This window comes from Polyangium jinanense (assembly GCF_028435265.1).
Lineage (GTDB): Bacteria > Myxococcota_A > Polyangia > Polyangiales > Polyangiaceae > Polyangium > Polyangium jinanense.
Map to the genome: position 1 here is coordinate 15307 of NZ_JAGTJK010000002.1, position 17544 is coordinate 32850.

At 66.5% G+C, this 17544-nt stretch carries 17 protein-coding genes; 4 read left to right on the forward strand and 13 right to left on the reverse strand.

Annotated elements, in window-relative coordinates; genetic code table 11:
* Positions 1 to 2: 2 nt before the first annotated feature.
* From KEG38_RS04375 to KEG38_RS04400, 6 genes are all read right to left on the reverse strand, one after another.
* The gene (locus tag KEG38_RS04375; RefSeq protein WP_272417737.1) at positions 3 to 1082 is read right to left on the reverse strand and encodes an ABC transporter ATP-binding protein; all 1080 of its coding nucleotides are present in this window, start codon (positions 1080 to 1082) and stop codon (positions 3 to 5) included.
* Between the two features lie 17 nt (positions 1083 to 1099).
* Complete coding sequence (locus tag KEG38_RS04380) at positions 1100 to 3031, reverse strand: alpha-amylase family glycosyl hydrolase (protein ID WP_272417738.1); 1932 nt, start codon at positions 3029 to 3031, stop codon at positions 1100 to 1102.
* A gap of 25 nt (positions 3032 to 3056) precedes the next feature.
* Entirely contained in the window at positions 3057 to 4736 is a 1680-nt protein-coding gene (locus tag KEG38_RS04385; RefSeq protein WP_272417740.1) for a carbohydrate porin, read from the reverse strand.
* A 67-nt stretch (positions 4737 to 4803) separates the two neighbouring features.
* Positions 4804 to 6123: an ArnT family glycosyltransferase gene (locus KEG38_RS04390; RefSeq protein ID WP_272417741.1), complete on the reverse strand. Its 1320-nt coding sequence runs from the start codon at positions 6121 to 6123 to the stop codon at positions 4804 to 4806.
* Positions 6120 to 6908, reverse strand: coding sequence for a BtpA/SgcQ family protein (locus tag KEG38_RS04395; protein ID WP_272417742.1), 789 nt, complete (start codon positions 6906 to 6908; stop codon positions 6120 to 6122). The genes KEG38_RS04390 and KEG38_RS04395 overlap by 4 nt, the downstream gene beginning before the upstream one ends.
* A gap of 22 nt (positions 6909 to 6930) precedes the next feature.
* Complete coding sequence (locus tag KEG38_RS04400; RefSeq protein ID WP_272417743.1) at positions 6931 to 7776, reverse strand: coiled-coil domain-containing protein; 846 nt, start codon at positions 7774 to 7776, stop codon at positions 6931 to 6933.
* A 115-nt stretch (positions 7777 to 7891) separates the two neighbouring features.
* Between KEG38_RS04400 and KEG38_RS04405 the strand changes: the two genes are divergently transcribed.
* Positions 7892 to 8767, forward strand: coding sequence for a hypothetical protein (locus KEG38_RS04405; RefSeq protein ID WP_272417744.1), 876 nt, complete (start codon positions 7892 to 7894; stop codon positions 8765 to 8767).
* Between the two features lie 34 nt (positions 8768 to 8801).
* Here the strand turns inward: KEG38_RS04405 and KEG38_RS04410 are convergent, their stop codons facing one another.
* From KEG38_RS04410 to KEG38_RS04440, 7 genes are all read right to left on the reverse strand, one after another.
* Positions 8802 to 9548: a hypothetical protein gene (locus KEG38_RS04410; protein ID WP_272417745.1), complete on the reverse strand. Its 747-nt coding sequence runs from the start codon at positions 9546 to 9548 to the stop codon at positions 8802 to 8804.
* 1075 nt (positions 9549 to 10623) lie between these two features.
* On the reverse strand, positions 10624 to 11259 hold the full coding sequence (locus KEG38_RS04415) for a cyclase family protein (RefSeq protein ID WP_272417746.1): 636 nt from the start codon (positions 11257 to 11259) through the stop codon (positions 10624 to 10626).
* Positions 11260 to 11304: 45 nt separating this feature from the next.
* Positions 11305 to 11586, reverse strand: coding sequence for a hypothetical protein (locus KEG38_RS04420; protein WP_272417747.1), 282 nt, complete (start codon positions 11584 to 11586; stop codon positions 11305 to 11307).
* Positions 11587 to 11668: 82 nt separating this feature from the next.
* Positions 11669 to 11971: a CPCC family cysteine-rich protein gene (locus KEG38_RS04425; protein WP_272417748.1), complete on the reverse strand. Its 303-nt coding sequence runs from the start codon at positions 11969 to 11971 to the stop codon at positions 11669 to 11671.
* 44 nt (positions 11972 to 12015) lie between these two features.
* Positions 12016 to 12471 (reverse strand): hypothetical protein, encoded by a 456-nt coding sequence (locus KEG38_RS04430; RefSeq protein WP_272417749.1) that lies wholly within the window; start codon positions 12469 to 12471, stop codon positions 12016 to 12018.
* 276 nt (positions 12472 to 12747) lie between these two features.
* Entirely contained in the window at positions 12748 to 13212 is a 465-nt protein-coding gene (locus KEG38_RS04435) for a hypothetical protein (protein WP_272417750.1), read from the reverse strand.
* A gap of 98 nt (positions 13213 to 13310) precedes the next feature.
* Entirely contained in the window at positions 13311 to 14282 is a 972-nt protein-coding gene (locus KEG38_RS04440; RefSeq protein WP_272417751.1) for a PAS domain-containing protein, read from the reverse strand.
* 736 nt (positions 14283 to 15018) lie between these two features.
* Here KEG38_RS04440 and KEG38_RS04445 point away from each other — a divergent pair.
* The 3 genes from KEG38_RS04445 to KEG38_RS04455 are packed head-to-tail and all read left to right on the forward strand — an operon-like array spanning position 15019 to position 17520.
* On the forward strand, positions 15019 to 15621 hold the full coding sequence (locus tag KEG38_RS04445) for a hypothetical protein (protein WP_272417752.1): 603 nt from the start codon (positions 15019 to 15021) through the stop codon (positions 15619 to 15621).
* Positions 15618 to 16304 (forward strand): hypothetical protein, encoded by a 687-nt coding sequence (locus tag KEG38_RS04450; protein WP_272417753.1) that lies wholly within the window; start codon positions 15618 to 15620, stop codon positions 16302 to 16304. Before KEG38_RS04445 ends, KEG38_RS04450 begins: the two co-directional genes overlap by 4 nt.
* Positions 16305 to 16311: 7 nt before the next feature.
* Entirely contained in the window at positions 16312 to 17520 is a 1209-nt protein-coding gene (locus tag KEG38_RS04455; protein ID WP_272417754.1) for a hypothetical protein, read from the forward strand.
* Positions 17521 to 17544: the final 24 nt, after the last annotated feature.

Consider the following 17544-nt stretch of genomic DNA (forward strand, 5'->3'; position numbering starts at 1 on the left):
TTTCACCTCGCGCGGAGCGATTTTCCGGTGGCCGCGTCGAACAGGTGGATCGATCGGAACACGAGGGGAAGCGTCTCGCCTTTTTTGATGCTTCGGCGAGCTTCCACGCGGGCAATGAACGGCGCACCCGCGATCTCGCCGTGCGCATACGTCTCCGGGCCGAGCGCCTCGACGACCGTGACCACGAGCTTCGTCGTCTCCCCGCCACCCTCGGCGAGCGCCACCTCGTGCGGCCGAATGCCGAGCGTCACCTTCCGCCCCGGTTCGAGCCCGCCGAAGGTCGCCTCGTCGACCGGCACGACGAGGTGATTGGCGCGAAACACCCACGCCGAGTCTGCCCGTTCCAGCGCCCCGTCGATGAAATTCATGGCGGGGCTCCCGAGGAACGCCGCGACGAACTTCGTCGCCGGTTTGTCGAAGATTTCCAAAGGCGCGCCCGATTGCTCGACCTGGCCCTTGTTCAGCACGAAGATCACGTCGGCGAGCGTCATCGCCTCGACCTGGTCGTGCGTGACGTACACGCTCGTCGCGCCGAGCTCGTCGTGGAGCTTGCGGATGTCGACGCGGACCTGCGCCCGCAAGGCCGCGTCGAGGTTCGAAAGCGGCTCGTCGTAGAGGTAGAGATCCGCTTTGCGGACGATCGCGCGCCCCATCGCGACGCGCTGCCGCTGCCCGCCCGAGAGCTGCTTCGGCAATCGATCGAGCAGCGCCCCGAGCCCGAGCATGTCGGAGGCGCGCTTCACCTGCTTTTCGATCTCGGCTGGGTCGGTCTTGCGCAGCTTGAGCCCGAACGCGAGGTTTTCCCGCACGGTGAGGTGCGGGTACAGCGCGTACGATTGGAACACCATGGCGATGTTCCGATCGCGCGGCTCGAGCCGCGTGACGTCTCGATCCCCGAGCTCGATCTTGCCGGTGTCGGCCTCTTCGAGCCCGGCGAGCAGGCGCAGGAGCGTGGATTTCCCGCACCCACTCGGGCCGACGAGGACGGCGAAATGGCCCTCGGGCACGCGCACGTCCACGCCCTTGAGCACTTCGGTTTGTCCGAACTTCTTCTTGAGGGCCGTGACCGTGACCGACGCCATCGTGGGGAGCTCCGGGGCTAGCGCTGGGACTCGGGGACGAGGACGGCGCCGCTCGAAGGCGGCAGTTGTATGGAAAGGCGGCCGTCGTTCGTGACGGTGTAGGTTTGTCCGCCCTCATTGAGCACGTCGACGAGCACCGTGCCGGGCGCGGCGCCGACCTGCATGGGCTGGCCGCCGAATTCGGGCGAGCCTTCCTTCTCGATGTTCGCGTTGATCACGACGATCGCATAAGAGTCGCCCGCGTCGCCGCCCGTGCGCTCGAACGCGAAGACATTCGCGTCGGGATCACTCGGGCCCGTGCGATCGCTGGCCCAGAGGATCTGGAGGTCGCCCTTGCTCAGGGCGGGGTACTTGCGCCGGATCTCCGAGAGGCGGCGAATCCACTGGAACGTGGGCGCCCCCATGTTGTAGCCGGACGTCCAGAGGTCCTCGCGATTGCCGGGGTCGTTGCCGCCCTGGAAATCCTGCTCGGTGCCGTAATACACGCAGGGAATGCCCTCCTCGGTGAAGAGGAAGAGCAATGCGTTGTGCAGCATCTTTCGGCGCGTCTCGAGCGAGAGCGGCGTGCCGAAGGTCGGATCCTCGGGGTACATGCCCGCGCCCGTGAAGAGGAAGCGGGGCACGTCGTGGTTGTCGAGGAAGTTGACGAGCAGCTTTTGCGGGGAGACGCCCTGGCCCGCCGCGTTCACCGCGCCGCCCTGCGCCGGCGTCGCGCCGTAATTGACGACGCGATCGGCCCAGAGCTTCTGGATGTTCGAGGTGGGCCCGCGATAACGGAAGACGTCGCGGATGACCTGGAATTGCTGCGGGAAGTAGAACACGCTGTCGAGCATGTCCGCCGTCAGCGGGACGCCGTCCGTCACGCACTGGTTGTCCGTGGCGAGCTCGTCGGCCGGCGGCGGGGCGTCGTTTCCGTTTTTCGTGAACGAACCGACGAGCTGATCGCGGCCGTCGAACGCCTCGCCGAACATGAAGAAGTTCGTCTTGCCCTTCGCGGCCAGGCGCTGCCGCACCTTCTGCGTGAAATGCCGCCAGAAGCCGTTTTCGACGTGCTTGACCGTGTCGATGCGGAAGCCGTCGATGTCGGTGAGCTCGATCCAGCGCGTGTAGGCGTCGACCATCGCGTCGCGGATCGGGCAGAGCTCCGTGTTGACGTCCTTCAATCCGCCCGGGAAGTCGCCGCGCACGAGCTGATCGGGGTCGTCGAAATTGTACGTGCGGCCCTTGCGGTTGTAGGCGAGGGGGTTTTGCAGGATCTCCGGGAACGGCGGCATGTGGTTCGACGCCGGGTCGTGCGCGAAGATGATCGGCGCGAGGCCCGATTCCCCGAGGGAGGTCTCCGCCTGCACGCCGCGGACGTCGTAGGTCGGGTCGTACTCGTTCTCCTTGAGGACGTTCGGCGTGCCGGGCACGGATTGGTTGAGCGGGTCGTCCGCCTGCCCATTGCCGTTGATGTCGTAGAAGAAGAGCTGCCCCATGTGGTTCGTGACGATGTCCAGGATGACCTTGATGTTGCGGCCATGCGCCGCCTTCACGAGGCTCTGGAGCGCCGCGAGGTCACCGAACTGCGGGGCGGGCTGGGTGAGGTCCTGCGCCCAGTAGCCGTGGTATGCGTCGAATCCGGCGTCCGTGTAGACGTTCTTCACGACGGGTGAAATCCACAGCGTGGTGACGCCGAGCTCGTCGAGGTAATCGAGCCGCTCTTCGAGCCCCTTCCAATCGCCGCCGTGCCATTTGCCGGGCGCCGACGGGTAGACGGCAAAATTGTTTCCCCAGTCGCCGTCGGCGAACCGGTCGACGAGGATCTGGTAGATGATCTCCTCGCGCCAGTCGACGACGTTCGTCTTGAGCTCGACCTCCGGCGGGTCCTCGAACTCCATGCAGCCGCTCGTCGCGAGTCCGGAGACGACGAGGCCGAGGATTGCGGCCGATGAACGCGCTCGATTCATGAGGCTCCTTCGATTCGCTTTCATGTCATCCACCGTAGGTCGTCTGCGCGTTGAACCACCACTCGACCCCGACGCCGAAGAAATGCTCCCATTCCCGCAGGCTGAACACGTCGTCCTTCGGGTACATCGAGCGCGCCCCCTCGTCGCGGTGCGTGAGGAGATAAATCAGGCGGAGCTGCGGGCGGCTGTAGCTGCCCTTGCCGGCGGGATTCAGGAAAGGCACGAGGCCGATGCGGAAGAGGCCACCCATGACCGGATCGTTCGTGGGCGCCGGAATGGGCTGGCCCGGCGGCGTCGGCGGCTGGTACCGCACGCCGCGCTGCTGCGCCTGGTAGGAGATCTCCGTCGCGATGCCGCCCCACTCCGTGAGGAAGAAATGGGGACGGGCCATGATGATGCCCTCGTCGACGTCGTTGTAGTCGAGGGACGTGCTCGCATCCCGAAAACTCCGGAAATAACCGGCCGCCATGAGCCCGAGCGGGCCTGTTTCCCAGTTACCGCTCAGGGTGATCCAGAGCTCGCGCGCGCCCGCCGAGGTGCGGTCCGGCGCGAGCTGGAACGGCGTGCCGAACTCGCCGTACGCCGCGGCGCCGCCCGCATACCGGATGAACAGGTTCACGTGCGAGGCGTCGCGCCCCGTGAACGCGCCGAATTGCGCGCCGACCACGTACCCGAAATCGGCCGGCATGGTCTGGAACGTGCCCTTGACCTCGGTCTCGCGCTGGCCCGAGGGGATGTCGTGGAGCTCGCCGTAAAAGACCGCCTTCACGCCGGCCGTCTCCCCGACCTTGACGACATGGCTCGCCTTCAGGCTCGTGATAAACTTCTGCCGGTCGAGGATGTTGACGTTCGTCGCGCCGACCTGGTTCAAGGCCGGCGTGCGCGTCACGGTTTGGCTGAAGAAACCCGTGCGCGGCTGGTTCAGGCCGGCGTGCCAGGCGATGAAGGTGCGGCCGTTCGCGAAATCGTAGCGCAGGCCGCCGCCCATCGTGTTCAGGTTGTCGAGGGGCCAGTAATCGATGAGGTAGGCGTCGTCGCCGCGGTACATGCGCGAGCCGACCCAGGCCGAGAGGCCCTTCGTGACGATGTTGTTCGCCTGGAGGAACAGGTTCCGGACCGCCATGCGGATGTTGAAGTCCGCATTGTAATGAAAGAGCGGCGCCGAGGTGCCGAGCGTGATGACGGCCCGCGTCGTCGTGCCCGTGGCTTTCCAGTAATCCTGGCGCTGGACGTCGAGCTCGAAATAAGGTGATTCGTCGAGGCGCGATCCACGCGCGACGATGTCGGCGTCGCGACCGGGGCGCTTTCGGAAATCGGTGGCCGCACCGACGCGGCCGTACGAGCCCAGGAAAAACCCGCTCTCCGGCGGCGGAGGTTCGGCCGCTTTGGGCGCCTCGGCCGTTTTCGGCGGCTCCGCCTTGGGCTCGGCGGGCTTCACGTCGCCTGCGTCGGGGCGCCTTTGCTCCTTTGCGCCGTCGTTCGCGGGGGGCGGATCCGCCTGCTTGCCCGCTTCTGCCGCGGGCGGCGGCGGCGCATCGGGCAGCGGCGGCGCGCCTTCGGACGCGGCAGGCTTCGGTTCGGCGGTGGGCTCGGTTTGCGCTGCCGCGAGAGACGGGGAGGCACAGAGCGCCGCGGCGAGGAGGGCCAGCGGGACGCCGTGAACACGGCTCCTTCGCGGCCCGAATTCGGGTCCGGGTCGTCGCACGCCGGCACGGTACACCAAGGTGCGGCCCCGCGTGAAGATTGCATCGTCGAGACGCACGACCCCGTCGTCAAACCCGGGCTCTGCGCGACAGGATGCTGCGGACCCACCCGAGCACGCGCGCGTACCCGTCGAATGCGAGGGCGATCACGATGCCATCGTAGGGTACGCGATACCGTACGTCTCCAAAGTAAACCATCGCCATGAGCACGAGCGCGACGAGGTGCGCGGAGAGGAGCGCGTGCCGCGCGAGGTGACGGCGGACGGAGGCGGCGAAGGCCACGAGCATCGGCGGCAGGAGCAGCACGTTGTGCAGATCGATCGCGCGCCGCATGGGGCGGCGATAGTCGTCGGTGCCCGAGTCGGGCCAGACGATATTGTAGCCCCAGAGCAGCACCACGTGGCCGAGGGCGTATCGCGCCTGCCGGAGGAGACCGGTCGTCGCGACGCACTTCCGCGCGAGCGCGTAGAACGGGCCGTCATTCCACATCGTGCCCTGGACGGTGAGCCTCACGCCGAACGCAGGATCGAGCCGGACGAACGCATCGGGGTATTTCTTGTCGCGATAGGCGAGGTAGCCCATCGGAGGCGGCCCGAACGAGGCGTAGTAGCCACGCGTGCGCGCCTCGATGTCGACGGCGTGGCATCGGCCGAACGCATAATTGAGCGGGCCGTTCGCGGAGATCAGGCCGACGCGGTCCACGTGGTGATGAAAACGCGCGGCGGAGACGGCGAGCACGAGGACGACGGGCACGAGGGCGCGCGCGAGGTGCGCGGGGCGGATGCGCGGCAAGGCGCGGCGGCGCGCGAGCCAGACGAGGAAAAGCAAGGGGAGCGAGAGCAGGATCTGCGGGCGGAACGTAGCGCCGAGCGCGACGGCCGCGCCGAAGAGATAGGCGTCACGCGCGCGCCCCGTATCCGCGAGGCGAACCGAAAAGAGCGCGGCGGCGGTGACGCAGACTGTGAAGGGCAGCTCGCTCAGGAAGTATCCACCGAGCGAGATCCACGGATAATAGAAGCAAGCGACGAGCGCGGCGATCCGCGGCGCCATTCGGCCGCGGCCGATCCGCTCCACGAGGAGCGAGACGAGCGGCACGAGCGAGGCGCCGAGGAGCGCGTAGAGGACGGCCGGCGCGGCATGGTTTTCCCGGCCAAACACGGCGCGGACGAGGGCGAGCAGGACGTGGGTGCCGTACGGGAAGAAGGCGGCGGAGGGGTCCTTGCGGAGCGGGGCGTCGAGCAGCGCGGTCGAGCGCTCGAAGTAACCCGCCATGTCGGAGTAGAGGTGCTCGGACGGCGGGTGGACGACGAGGTTCCACACGAGCCGGAGCGCGAGCGCGAGGAGCGTGACGGCGACGAGGAACGTGCGGCGCGGAGGCCGGATCGTCATCGACGCGAGGCGCGGAAAGCTTCGGCGAAGCGCGCGGCGAGGTCGCGATCGATCGGAGCGCCGGCGCGACCGCCTGCGCGGAGCGCGGAGCCGACGATGATGCCGTGGGCTTTTCGGACGGCGGCGAGGTTTTCCGTGGTGACGCCGCTCGCGACGTAGACGGGGACGGAGACGGCGCGCGAGACCGTGTCGAGATCGGCCTCGGAGGCGGCGCGGCCGGTGCCGCTGCCCGTGACGAGCAGGGCGTCGGCGAGACCGCGCTCGGCGAGGTCGTGCGCTTCTTCTTCGATGGGGCGCGGCGCGAGGGGCGCGGAGTGCTTGACGTCGACGTCGCAGAAGATGCGGACGCGATCGGCCGCGAGCGCGCGGCGCGTGCGGAGCGTGTGGTGCGCGGCGCCTTGCACGAGGCCCTGATCGGTGACGCGCGCGCCGGTGTGCACGTTGACGCGGATCATGTCGGCGTGTGCGGCGACGGCGACGGCGAGCGCGGCGTCGGCATCGTTGCGCAGGATGTTCACGCCGAGGAAGAGGCCCTTGCTGCCTTCCCGCGCGGCGCGCGCGCAGGCGGTCATGCACGCGATCGTGATCGGCGGGACGGGGCCGGGGAAGAAGGGCGCGTCGCCGAAGTTCTCGATGACGATGCCGTCGTAGCCGGCGGCCACGAGCAGCTCCGCCTCGCGAAAGGCGCGCTCTTCGGCGGGGCCGAGATCGCCGTCGGATCGAGGGCTGCCGGGCAGGGGCGGGAGGTGGATGACGCCGAGGAGGCTGGGGAGGACGCTCGTCACGCGGAGACCCTTACCACGAGGTTCAAGACGATCGCTTCTTCGCCGTGAACTGGTTGTAGGTCATACGGATCGTCTCCTTCTGACCGCGGTTCAGATAGGGATCGCCATCGAGCGCCGCGATGAAATCCCCAGCGCCGCCGCCGCTCGCCGCTGCGGCCGCGGGGGCGGGCGTCTTCGCTGCTTCTTCGCGGGCTTTTCCGAGTTCGGCTTCGAGGGCCGTGGCCTTCTCCTGGGCTTCCTTCGCGGCCGCTTCACGCTCGTAGAGCTTCGCCTCGATCTCCGAGAGTTGCTTCTTCGCGGCGACGGCCCCCTCCTCGGCGGCCTTCTTCTGCCGCTCCACGTCGGCGAGCTTTTTCGCGGCGGCTACCGCCTCGGCGCGCGCGGCGCTCTCGGCCTTCGCGAGCTCGCTGATCTTCTGCTCGCTCGCGGCCGCTGCGCTGCGACCTTCCTCGGCGACCCGGGCGAGCTCGGCGATGGTCTTCTGCGCGACGTCGCCTTCGAAGGCCTTCGCTTCGAGCGCGCGTTTCGCTTCTTCCTGCAGCTTCTGCGCCGCGTCCCGCTCCTCTGCGAGCCGCGCGACCTCGGCCTCGCTCGCTTCGAGCTTCTGCCTCGCCTCGGCGGCCGCTTCGGCTTCCTTCTTCGCGGCCTCGGCCTCCTTCTTCGCGGCCTCGGCTTCCTTCTCGGCGGCGGCGCGCTGGGACTTCAGGTGGATGAGCTCGCTCGTCGCGCGCTCGCGATCTTTGCGCTCATCGAGGAGCTGCCGCTGCGCGGTTTTGAGGCGCGCGACGGTTTGTCGCCGGAGCAGCGAGAGCATCACGCAGAGGCCGAGGGCGATGAGGGTGAGCCAGTAGAGCGAGGACTGCGGCATCGAGCTTTGGGGTCTACGGTAACGGAAACGGCGCTTCGTTTCACCTCCCGCGGGGGAGATCGGCTCGCCTCGATCCTGTGGGAAAAATCCCGAAGACGGACTAGGCTCCGCCGCCATGTGGTGGCTGTGGATCGTCGCGCCGATCGCCGCGGGGCTCATCTTCGTGCTCACGGGGCAGGTCGACAAGCGAGCACTTTCGGCAATCGAAGCGTGGCGTGACGCGCTCGGCGCGCGGCGGACCGGGCAAGGCAAGGCCCGGGCGAAGGCGGCGGGCGCGAAAAAGAAGAAGGGCAAGGACACGCGTCCGAAGCGCGTGGGGAACCTCCCGCCCGTGCTCGGGCCGGTGGCGGAGCTCGCGGGCGGCGGGAAGTTGCTCGGCGATTACGAGATCGTGCCGAAGGTGGCCTACGCGCGGTTCGTCCAGGGAGACGTCGCGGGCAGCAGCGATCACCAGACGGTGATCGTGGCGCTGGAGGAGGCGGGCCCCGCGTTCACCGCGCGGCCGCTGCTGGTCGTGGACGGCAAACCCGCGCCGAACACGGGCATCCAGTTCCGCAAGCACCCGGAGTTCATGGAGGCGTACGTCGTCGAGGGATCAACGGCGGTGGCGAAAGCGATCGGCAAGTGGCTGACGCGACCGCTGCGCGATCTTCTGTGCGAGTCGGGCGAGGTGTGGGTGCGCGTGGAGGGGAAGGCCATGGCGCTCTCGATCTACGGGACGGTGCGCGAGGAGAAGATCGCGGCGCTGCTCGAGATCGCCGACCTGTTCGTCGCGGAGCACGGCGCGGCGGGCGGGCCGTCGCTGTTCGGTGAGGACGAGGAGACGCGCGCGGCGCGGCTCGCCGAGGACGAGAGCGACGACGAGGACGAGAGCGACCTCGAGGACGACGAGGACGAGGACGAGGACGAAGAAGAGGACGACGAGGAAGAAGAGCCCGCGAAGCCTGCGGCGAAGGCGCCGGCGAAGTCCTCGAAGTCGGCGAAGGGCTGAGGGGCCGGCGCCTAGATCCGATTGGGCGGGCTTGTCAAGCCTGGGCGGGGAGGGGTGCGTCCTCGGACGGGGCTCCGCTCTGCATGGCGGCGCGCGCGCGGTCGGCGCTCAGCTTGTCGATGTAGGCGAAGAGCGAGGCCTCGTAGTTGGCGGGCAGGAGGGAGGCTTCCTCTTCGAGCTCGTCGCGGAGCGCGTCGCGGAAGCGGCCGAGGAGGCCGAGGGTCGAGGCGCGGAGAGGGGCGGTGCTCGCGGCGTTCTCGGCGCACGCGAGGAGCTTGGCGCGCTCGCGGAGGAGGGAATCGATCGAATCGCCCGCGGCGAGGAAGTCCGTGGCCCAGGCGAAAAGGTTTCCGCCGCCAGGGGTGGTGATGGCCGTGAGATCGGGTTCGAGGGCGTCGAGCTGTTTGCGCGAATCGAGCGCCGCGGCGGCCTCGTCGATATAAGGACGGCGCAGAACGGCGAGCTGGGGGATGAAGGTCTCGCGAATGCGCTTGGCGGCGTCTTTCTTGGAAGGCGCGAGCATGGGGTGGGCCTCGACGGCAAGGCAGACGTAATGGATGGCGGTGCCAAGCCCGTCGTGGAGCCCGTCGGTGGACGCGAGCTCGGCGGCGAGGGGGGCCTGGGTGAGCGCGGGATCGGGGATGGATTCGATCTCGGTTTGCTTCTTGCGGAGGCGCGGCTCGTAGAGCTTGCCGGTCTTCGAAAGGCGCAATTCGTCGACGCGAGTATCGAGGAGATCACGGAGCGAGAGCCTGAGGTCACCGAGGGTCAGATTTCGCATGGTATGCCTGCCTTGTAAATTGACGGCACGGGTACAGACGAACGAGGGGCACGGAACGTCAATGGCAGGGCGGGCGAGCAAGAACTGGACGGTGCTGTTGGCAGGTGTGTGGGTTGGGACACGGATGGTTAGCGGATGGCAGGAGACGGGACGAACGCGAAGAACGGGAGTGTGCGTCGACCGCGAGATACAATCGGGGTACGGGCAGATGCCCGCGCCATACATGTCGCCGCATCCCTCGCATGCTCGCGGGATCCGCAGGGGACTATGAGCAAGCGTCGCTACGCGCCTGCCACATACGGCTATACGCGCTTGCCCTTCGGATCCTCTCCTGGCAGGCCGCGTTGTTGTCGATGGTATCGTCGTAGCCCCGGCGGCAGGCCGCTCGGAACCGTTCCGTGATGGGCTCCGGCTCAGGGAGGCTCCCGAAGATGCTCGCAAGGGTCCCCACCCCCTCGTAGCGCAGATCGCGGCAGAAGTCGTTCGCTGCGTCCGATCCCGTCTCGTACGCCTGCAGTTCGAGGTCGTTGGCCAGCGCAGAAGCGCCGGCGACCATGGACAGCGCCGCACAAACGATTCCGAGTATCATTGCTGATTTCATGTCACGTCTCCTTTTCGAGTGCTCGTGATCGTCGTCGACCTATGCGCTCTGCATTCTGCCGGGCGCATCGATCGTGATCCGATCCGTCACATGTCCGTTCACGAAGCAAGGCCTGTTCCGTGTGGAAGGTATGGCTAAAGGAGCCGACGAGGTGCATGAGCTGGAATCGATTGCCTAGGATATCCCGAGGCGCACGCAGGCGATGCTGCACGGCACGGTGCGAGGAGCGCTATGGACCTGGGCATCCTTGCGGTACGTTGCCGGCTGTCCGTCTTTCGTCTTGTAGCGGATGTCAATGAACAGCCGGGTTTCCCCGCGGCGGTTGGCTCCGCGCTTGGACCGGGACATTCAGTTGCAGGTGGGGGCACCGTCGATGAACAGCACCCGACCGGATTGGGTCGGGAGCACGACGCTGCCGCTCACGGGTGCATCGTAGAGCCCGGAGACCGGATCCCAGCGGTTCCACTTCCTGCATCAAAGCGAGAAGAGCAGCGCGCGCACGGGGCTCGCCTCGAGTGCGACCGGCAGAGGCGGGCAAACGAGCGTGTAGCTGCCCGTCGCGACGCCATCGAGATCGAGCGCGACGAGCGCGGGCAGCCCCGCGGTCGCAAGGCGGGTGTGGGCGGGGAAGGTCGTGGAATCGAGAGGGTCGAGGCTGTAGGCATCGAATCCGATAAGGACGGGGCGGCGAGCGAGCAGCGCGTCAATCGCCTGCGGATCCAGAAAGGCGAGGTCGACAGCGGGAGAAGGACCATGCCAGCAGGCGCTGTTGCGCGTGCGGAGGAGGAGGCGACTCCGGCGCGGGATGCGGGTGAGGTCGCCGAGGTCGGAGGCCTCGATGCGGTCCTTGGGGAGGCGCGCGAGATCCACGACGAAGGCGGGGCCGACGAAGGTGTCGGGCGGAAAGGCGGAGAGATCCGGCGCGCCGAGGAGGAAATGGGAGGGCGCGTCGAGGTGGGTGCCGACGTGGGCGTGAAGGTGGAGGCTGGAGACGTCGAGCGGGGCGCCGTCACGAATGCGCGCGAGGGGACGCAGCTCCGGGGGGGGATCGCCGGGAAAAACAGGGGTTGTCGCGGCAAGGGGGAGCGAGAGGTCCTTGACGAGGCGCATGGCTTGCGAAGGTAGCCGGCCGAGTGGGGAGGTGTCGAGGGAGTGTCAGCGTGTCGAGCGGCTACCCTCGTGCGTGCAGCGCTCGAGGAACTGCTCGCGACGACGGAGGTACTCCTCGTGCGTCACGCGTGGATACGTTCCCGGCACCTCGACATCGCCCTCCATGGTGATCAGCAAGGCCCCGCCCATGTCGGCGTACACCGGAAGAGCTGAGGCCTCCCGGGCGACATCGACCAGATCAGCGACCATCTTGCGCGAATCTGTCGACTCGAGATACCGAGACAGTTCCTCGCGAACCAGGGCTTGCTGCTCCGCCGTCAGCTTCATCGAGCAGCCTCTCGCAAGAGGCTAACGAAAGCTTCTGCCGCGGCGCAGAGCGCCGTCGACAGCGGGCGCTTGTTGGGCTGCGTCATGCATCCGCCTCCGGTGGCGACAGCGGCTCGTACCGAAATCTTCCGCGGTCATGCACGGGGAGAACGTGCACCAGCATTTCTGCATCACACGCGCCGATCTCGATGAAATTGGCCCTTGCTTGCCGCAGGGTCATCTTGTTGCAAAGGGAGTACTCATCCAATTCATTGCCGATGAACGCGTCATCCTCCCAGAAGCATACGAGGCAGATGAGGCTCATGCCGCGCTCGGGCAGACTTATGTAACCGCAGCAAGGGCATTGCTCACGCGGCGTCGGATCCTTTGGTTCGTACCACGGCATGAATTTCTCCGCTCGAGCTTCTCGCAGGGCAACAAAGCTCAGGCTCAACCGTCGCCGATGACGATGGGGACGAGGCCGGAAAGGTCGATCTGCACGACGGTGGCAAATCGGATGCTTGGGAAGCAGACAAGGCGTGCAGCGCGACGAAGAATGGGGGGCGCCTCGGGCTCTCGCAGAGGGCGTACGGGTGAGGCGTCGAGATAGTAGACCGTCTGTCCCCCGTAGCCTGGGTCTGCATCAAAGGAGTAGAGGCCACAGGAAGCTTCGAGCGACGGGATTGTTGGAGACGCCCCTGATTCGCGCCACCGAGCACTGAGGATAGCCTCCGTGGTGGGGGGAGCGGATGCGAGGAACGCGTCGGCCGCGTCGACCGCTTGGTAATCATCGAATACCGACGCTGGCCACGCCGCGTACGGGCCCGTGAAGACACCAATATGGGAGTCCGCATCGACGGCGAACCAACGCGCCAGAGTACCTTCGACGTCCCTTCGGGTGGTCATGCCATCGTCTCCGTCCGCTGAGCGATTGAGTCAGGTTGCCTGCCGCTTGGAGCGCCACATTGCAGTGATGGCGACTACAGCGGGTGATACCCAAGCCGTTGCGGCAATTAGCTTTTGAACCAGGCCGCCGACGGCAGACAAGTCAACGCTCGTAGCCCCTGACATGACCACGCCAAGAGCAACGAATGCAACTGAATTTAGAAGCAAAGAGGAGGACGAAGCCCCCTACGTCCATGGCGACCGAATCGCCCCCGTGTCTCCCATTCGCCTTTCCGTCTACTGGGCCTGCGTGTTCTGCACTGCCTTGCAGCCGCCGACAGGGCAATCGAGGATGTAGCTCGCCTTCTTCCCGCACCCCTCTGCGCCGAACGTATCGGCGTTGAGTGTCGAAAACTTGAGCTGCTCGGCGCTGCACGAAAGATCGAAGGTCGCCTGCTTCGTGATGATTGCCTTCACGTCGGTCCCTTCCGTATTCCCGCCCGGCGGGCTCACGTAGCGCCAGAGTTTGTCGCACCCTTCGGCGTAGTACGGCCCCGCGGGTGGCCCCGACGGGGATGCTGGACGCACCTGAATGGATTGTGGGTCGCACTGAAGATCCGTAGGAGCGCGCGCGCGCACCCCCTCGATCCCTCCCCCGCATGCGGGGAGCGCGATGAGCGCAAGGAAGAGCCAGACGGGGGGATGGTTCGCGCGCCGGTGCATCGAAATGCTCGCTTGTTTCGGTTCAAACAAGTTCATCATGCGCCCCGTATCATGTCCTTGCGACGGGCGAAAGGGGACTGCCAGAGCTGCCCGCGCGCACCAAGTGCCGGATGTAGGTCACCAAGACCCACGCGGGCTCACTTTCCCACGCGCGCGATTGCCCCCGGCCGCGCGATGGTTCCGAGCGCATATGCGATACCGCTTCGCAGCGTGCTGCGCGTGATGATCCCGGTGATGTCTGCGTTCATGTCGACGAGGGTCTGCGCGATGGCCGGCTTGATGCCGGTAAGCACCACCTGCGCGCCGAGCAGCCGCGTGGCCTGCGCGGCTTGCACGAGCGCCTGGGCCACCTGCTCGTCGATCTCCCGGACCCCGGTGATATCGATGATCACGATGGTCGCCGCGTGCATTGCGACGCCCGCGAGCAACGTCTCGAGGATCTGCTCGGCTCGTTCCCCTTCGATTGCGCCGACGAGCGGCATGGCCACGACCCCGCGCTCGATCGGCAGGAGCGGCGTGACGAGCTCACGGATCGTCTGCTTCTGGGCCGCGATGATCCTGTCCCGGACTGCGGCTTCTTGTGTCTCGAGTTGCTTGCGGGCGGTAACATCGGTGGCCGTCACGCCGATCGCCACGATGGTTCCCTGGTGGAAGATCGGAAACTTCAGCGTGAGGAAGACGCGTTCGCCCTGGGGGTGCTGGATCGTGTCCTCGGCCTCGACCGATTTCCCTGTCGCGAGGACCGTGGCGTCGGACGCCTCGATGACCTTTGCAAACTCAGGTGGAAAAAGGTCCCGATCGATGATGCCGAGCAGCTCTGCCTTCTCCATTCCAAAGAAGTTTGCGCAATGCTGGTTGACCAGGATGAGGCGCCCCTGCAGATCTTTGGCGTACATCGGCGAGGGGGCATGATCGACGAGCGCCTGGAGGATGTTGAGGTTGACGCCTCGCTCCTCTACGGCACTCCTCGGTCCGCTGGCGAGCGCCCCTCGCGCGGATTCGAGCTCCGCTTCGAGCGCGACCACGCGCCCCTCCAGCTCCTCGACGCGCGCTCGCCAGGCGAGCGCATCGACGGATGCTGCCATCTCCTTGTTCGCGTCTTCCGTCACGCGCGGCCCCTCCCTCCCGTCGCAGCTCATCTCGCACGGTAGGCTTTCGTCCGCGGCAGATCAAGACAGCTGGGTACTCTTGAGCTCGTGCGGCAGAAGTCCCTTCTGCCCCAACACCGAATCGCCACAGCGTGAGCGAGCGTTATCGGCGTCCAACCTCTACGGGGAATCCGAGTTCACCATGCGGGAGATGCATCCCTCATGGCTTGCGCCGAGGTCCCTCTGTGCTTCCGAGTCTTCTACGGGTTCCTCCATCGTGAGGGCATGCGACGATCGGAGGCGCCTCGCGTCACGTGGTCGACGCTTGATCTTGTGCGTACCCGCTTGCCGCTTCCACTTGCCGCTTCCGCTCCTGACTCCGCTACTTGCCTCGTCGCCGAGCCCCCGGCCGTGATCGGACTCCGTCGCTTGCCTCGTCGCCGAGCCCCCGGCCGTGATCGGACTCCGTCGCTTGCCTCGCCGCCGAGACCCCCGCCCTGATCGGACTCCGTCGCTTGCCTCGTCCGCGAGACCCCGGCCCTGATCGGACTCCGTCGGCTGCCTCGTCCGCGAGACCCCGGCCCTGATCGGACCTCGTCGGGGCCTCGTCGACCAGGCACCCGACGAGGTCCGATCTCCTCCGGGGTCTCGTCGACGAGGCATCCGGGTGAACTTACCTTGTGCTGGTGTGTAGGTCCCGCTTCATGGCAGTGGTGATGCGTCGGAAGGCGCGTTACAAGGGTAGGGGGAGGATGTCGTGACCAGCGACAGCGAACGGTTGCCGACGGCGATCCAGCTCACGGACGGCGCCATGGCGATGGACGGCGGCTCTCTCGTTCTTCACGCCGTGGACCAGGACGGAGCTCGGGTCGAGCTCTTCCTCGATTGGTCCATCCAGAGCCATCGGGAGGGCAAGACGCAGTTTTACGCAAACGGCCGGGTCGTTCTCCGAGGGTCGCCCGAAGAGGCGCACTGGCTGGCGCTCATCGGGGGTGCGGTGCCAAAGCCGTCCAATTCACGGCCCGCGCCCGAGGCGAAGGGCAGGGCCGGCAAGGGCGTCATCTTGGCAGAAGACGCCGCCGGGTATTTCAATGCAATCGAGCAAGGACCCGCGTCCGCCCTCGCTCATCTGGCGGCTCGCTTCGTCTCCCTGGTCTCATCGCAGGCCTATCAAGAGGCCCGCGCGCCCGCTCCGCCGCAAGCTCCAGAGGATCGCGTCGAATCGTTGTTGAGGGAGGGCAAGACGATAGAGGCCATCGAAGCTTTTCGTGAAGCTCACCCTCACATCGGGCTCGAGGCGGCCAGCAGGGCCGTGAAGGCAATGGCGGCAGAGATGGAGGAGGCTACGCTGCGGCGATGAGCGTCCCCATGGCAGAACACCTTTCTCGGACGGTCGATTATTTTCTGGTGCTGTCCCGCGCACGCGACCTCCTGCCAGATGCAAAGGCAGTTCTCGACGAGAGGGCTCTCGTGAGTCCCGACCGGATGGTCGAAGCATTGCGGATGTGCGGCACGACGCCAGCGTGGGCGACCTTCGATCCCGAAGATGCCTCGCACCTCGAACGGCTGATCGAGGCGGTCGACGGGGACGTTTATGTCGTTGGTGATTCCGCGTATTCGGCCGGCTTGCAAATGATTCACGTTCGACATGACGAATGGGATGACGTTCAGCTCGACGTCGATCTTGGTTTCGACGCCACGCTGATCGGAGTCACCGCTCCAGCCATCGTTCTCCTTCATCACGAAGGACTGTGCGCAGTCGTGACCGGCCTCAGAGCCCACGGGTCGCCAGAAGACGCGCGAGAGCTCGAACGACATCTGGTGGAGCAAGCCGAGCGACGACGTCGCGAAGCGCTGGAGCGCGTGCCACGGGGAGTGCGGGAGGGCATGCTGGCGATTCTCGAAGAGAAGAGGCGCGTGGATGCCATCAAGTATCTTCGAGCACAGCTCGGGTATTCGCTGGCGACCGCGAAAGACATCGTCGACGCCGTTCAACCGGGGTGGTGGACTTGCGGCGCGGATGGGCGACTTGCGACTCGATGAGGAAGCAATGGCCACGTACCCTTCCGACATCGAGGAGATCCCCGGGTTCATGGACTGGTTCGTGGGGGAGCCCGCCGCGTCCCGCGGGGAGCCGGCCGAGAGCGTCGAGGTTCATGGATTCGGTTGCTCGTTCTCTCGCTCGCTCACCGAAGAAGAGCGGGCCGAGGTCCTCGACTTTCTTCGCAGCCACGTCGACCCATACAAGGAGTACCGACTGATCGGAACCCTCTCGTTGCCTCTGGCGGAGATCTCGATGGAGCGCATCGATGAAATTCGCACCGTCGCGCGCGGGATCGAGGTCGCAGGCGGTCATGGCGGCCGCTGGCTGAGTTTGGAATCGAGCGTGATCCTTTATTTCGGTACGCGTCGCGAGGCCGCCGAGAAGAAACTCGAGACGCTCGGGCCCAGGGTGTATGGCACGCGGATCGTGGACAGCGACGGAGAATGCCTCTTGAACGGGAAGCTCCAGATTCCCCTCCGCGAGGACCTGGGGACGAGCGCCGAGGTCGAGCGGTACATCGCTCTCGCACGCAAAGAAATCGGCGACGACGAGTTCGAGGCCCCGCCGAGGTTTCTTGCCGAATTATCCATGCTCTTCGACGAGCGCGCTGCGGCCGAGGCCATGCGTCCGCGGTTCGGCGCCATCGGGCTCGGGACCAAGGTCGTCGAGGAAATCCACAAAATGGTGCGCTCGACGGTCGTCGCGTGGCAACAGGCCTGGCTGGTGACGTCGGGGCGTGTCGAAGAGCTGATGCGACCGGGCGTGCTCTCCACGGCGGGATTCCTGGGAGAGGCGGAGCGCCTCGGGGACGTGCTGAAGGAGGACGCGAGCACGCTGGCAGCGCTGGGGGTCACCCCCGCCGATGTCGCTGGCCGTATTCGCGAGATCGTCCGTGCGGCACTCGGCTCTCGGAAGAGAGAGTGGGAAGAGGGCGGTGACGTGATCGGCAGGTTTCGTGTTCGATTGAGGCACTGGGGCGGATATCAGCGATGCCCTTGGCTTTGCACATCCAATACCGCCTGGGGTTCGTTCGATTTCATGATCGAGAACCGCCGCACGGGCGCGAAGCTCGAGGGACCCGGCCTCATCGTGCACTTGATCGCCGAGCATGGCTTTTTCGAGGGCAAGGAGAGCCCCTACCGCGTGGACCCCAGGCATGCGGCGGAGGTCCTGGGGCTCCCGCGCACCTTCTGGGATCGGCTCTTGCGGCGCTAGAACATCGATCGGTTTGACAACCGC

Coding starts and splice junctions, on each gene's coding strand:
- KEG38_RS04375 (WP_272417737.1), bottom strand. CDS start 1,082: ATGGCGTCGGTCACGGTCACGGCCCTCAAGAAGAAGTTCGGACAAACC.
- KEG38_RS04380 (WP_272417738.1), bottom strand. CDS start 3,031: ATGAATCGAGCGCGTTCATCGGCCGCAATCCTCGGCCTCGTCGTCTCC.
- KEG38_RS04390 (WP_272417741.1), bottom strand. CDS start 6,123: ATGACGATCCGGCCTCCGCGCCGCACGTTCCTCGTCGCCGTCACGCTC.
- KEG38_RS04400 (WP_272417743.1), bottom strand. CDS start 7,776: ATGCCGCAGTCCTCGCTCTACTGGCTCACCCTCATCGCCCTCGGCCTC.
- KEG38_RS04405 (WP_272417744.1), top strand. CDS start 7,892: ATGTGGTGGCTGTGGATCGTCGCGCCGATCGCCGCGGGGCTCATCTTC.
- KEG38_RS04410 (WP_272417745.1), bottom strand. CDS start 9,548: ATGCGAAATCTGACCCTCGGTGACCTCAGGCTCTCGCTCCGTGATCTC.
- KEG38_RS04415 (WP_272417746.1), bottom strand. CDS start 11,259: ATGCGCCTCGTCAAGGACCTCTCGCTCCCCCTTGCCGCGACAACCCCT.
- KEG38_RS04420 (WP_272417747.1), bottom strand. CDS start 11,586: ATGAAGCTGACGGCGGAGCAGCAAGCCCTGGTTCGCGAGGAACTGTCT.
- KEG38_RS04425 (WP_272417748.1), bottom strand. CDS start 11,971: ATGCCGTGGTACGAACCAAAGGATCCGACGCCGCGTGAGCAATGCCCT.
- KEG38_RS04430 (WP_272417749.1), bottom strand. CDS start 12,471: ATGACCACCCGAAGGGACGTCGAAGGTACTCTGGCGCGTTGGTTCGCC.
- KEG38_RS04435 (WP_272417750.1), bottom strand. CDS start 13,212: ATGATGAACTTGTTTGAACCGAAACAAGCGAGCATTTCGATGCACCGG.
- KEG38_RS04450 (WP_272417753.1), top strand. CDS start 15,618: ATGAGCGTCCCCATGGCAGAACACCTTTCTCGGACGGTCGATTATTTT.
- KEG38_RS04455 (WP_272417754.1), top strand. CDS start 16,312: ATGGCCACGTACCCTTCCGACATCGAGGAGATCCCCGGGTTCATGGAC.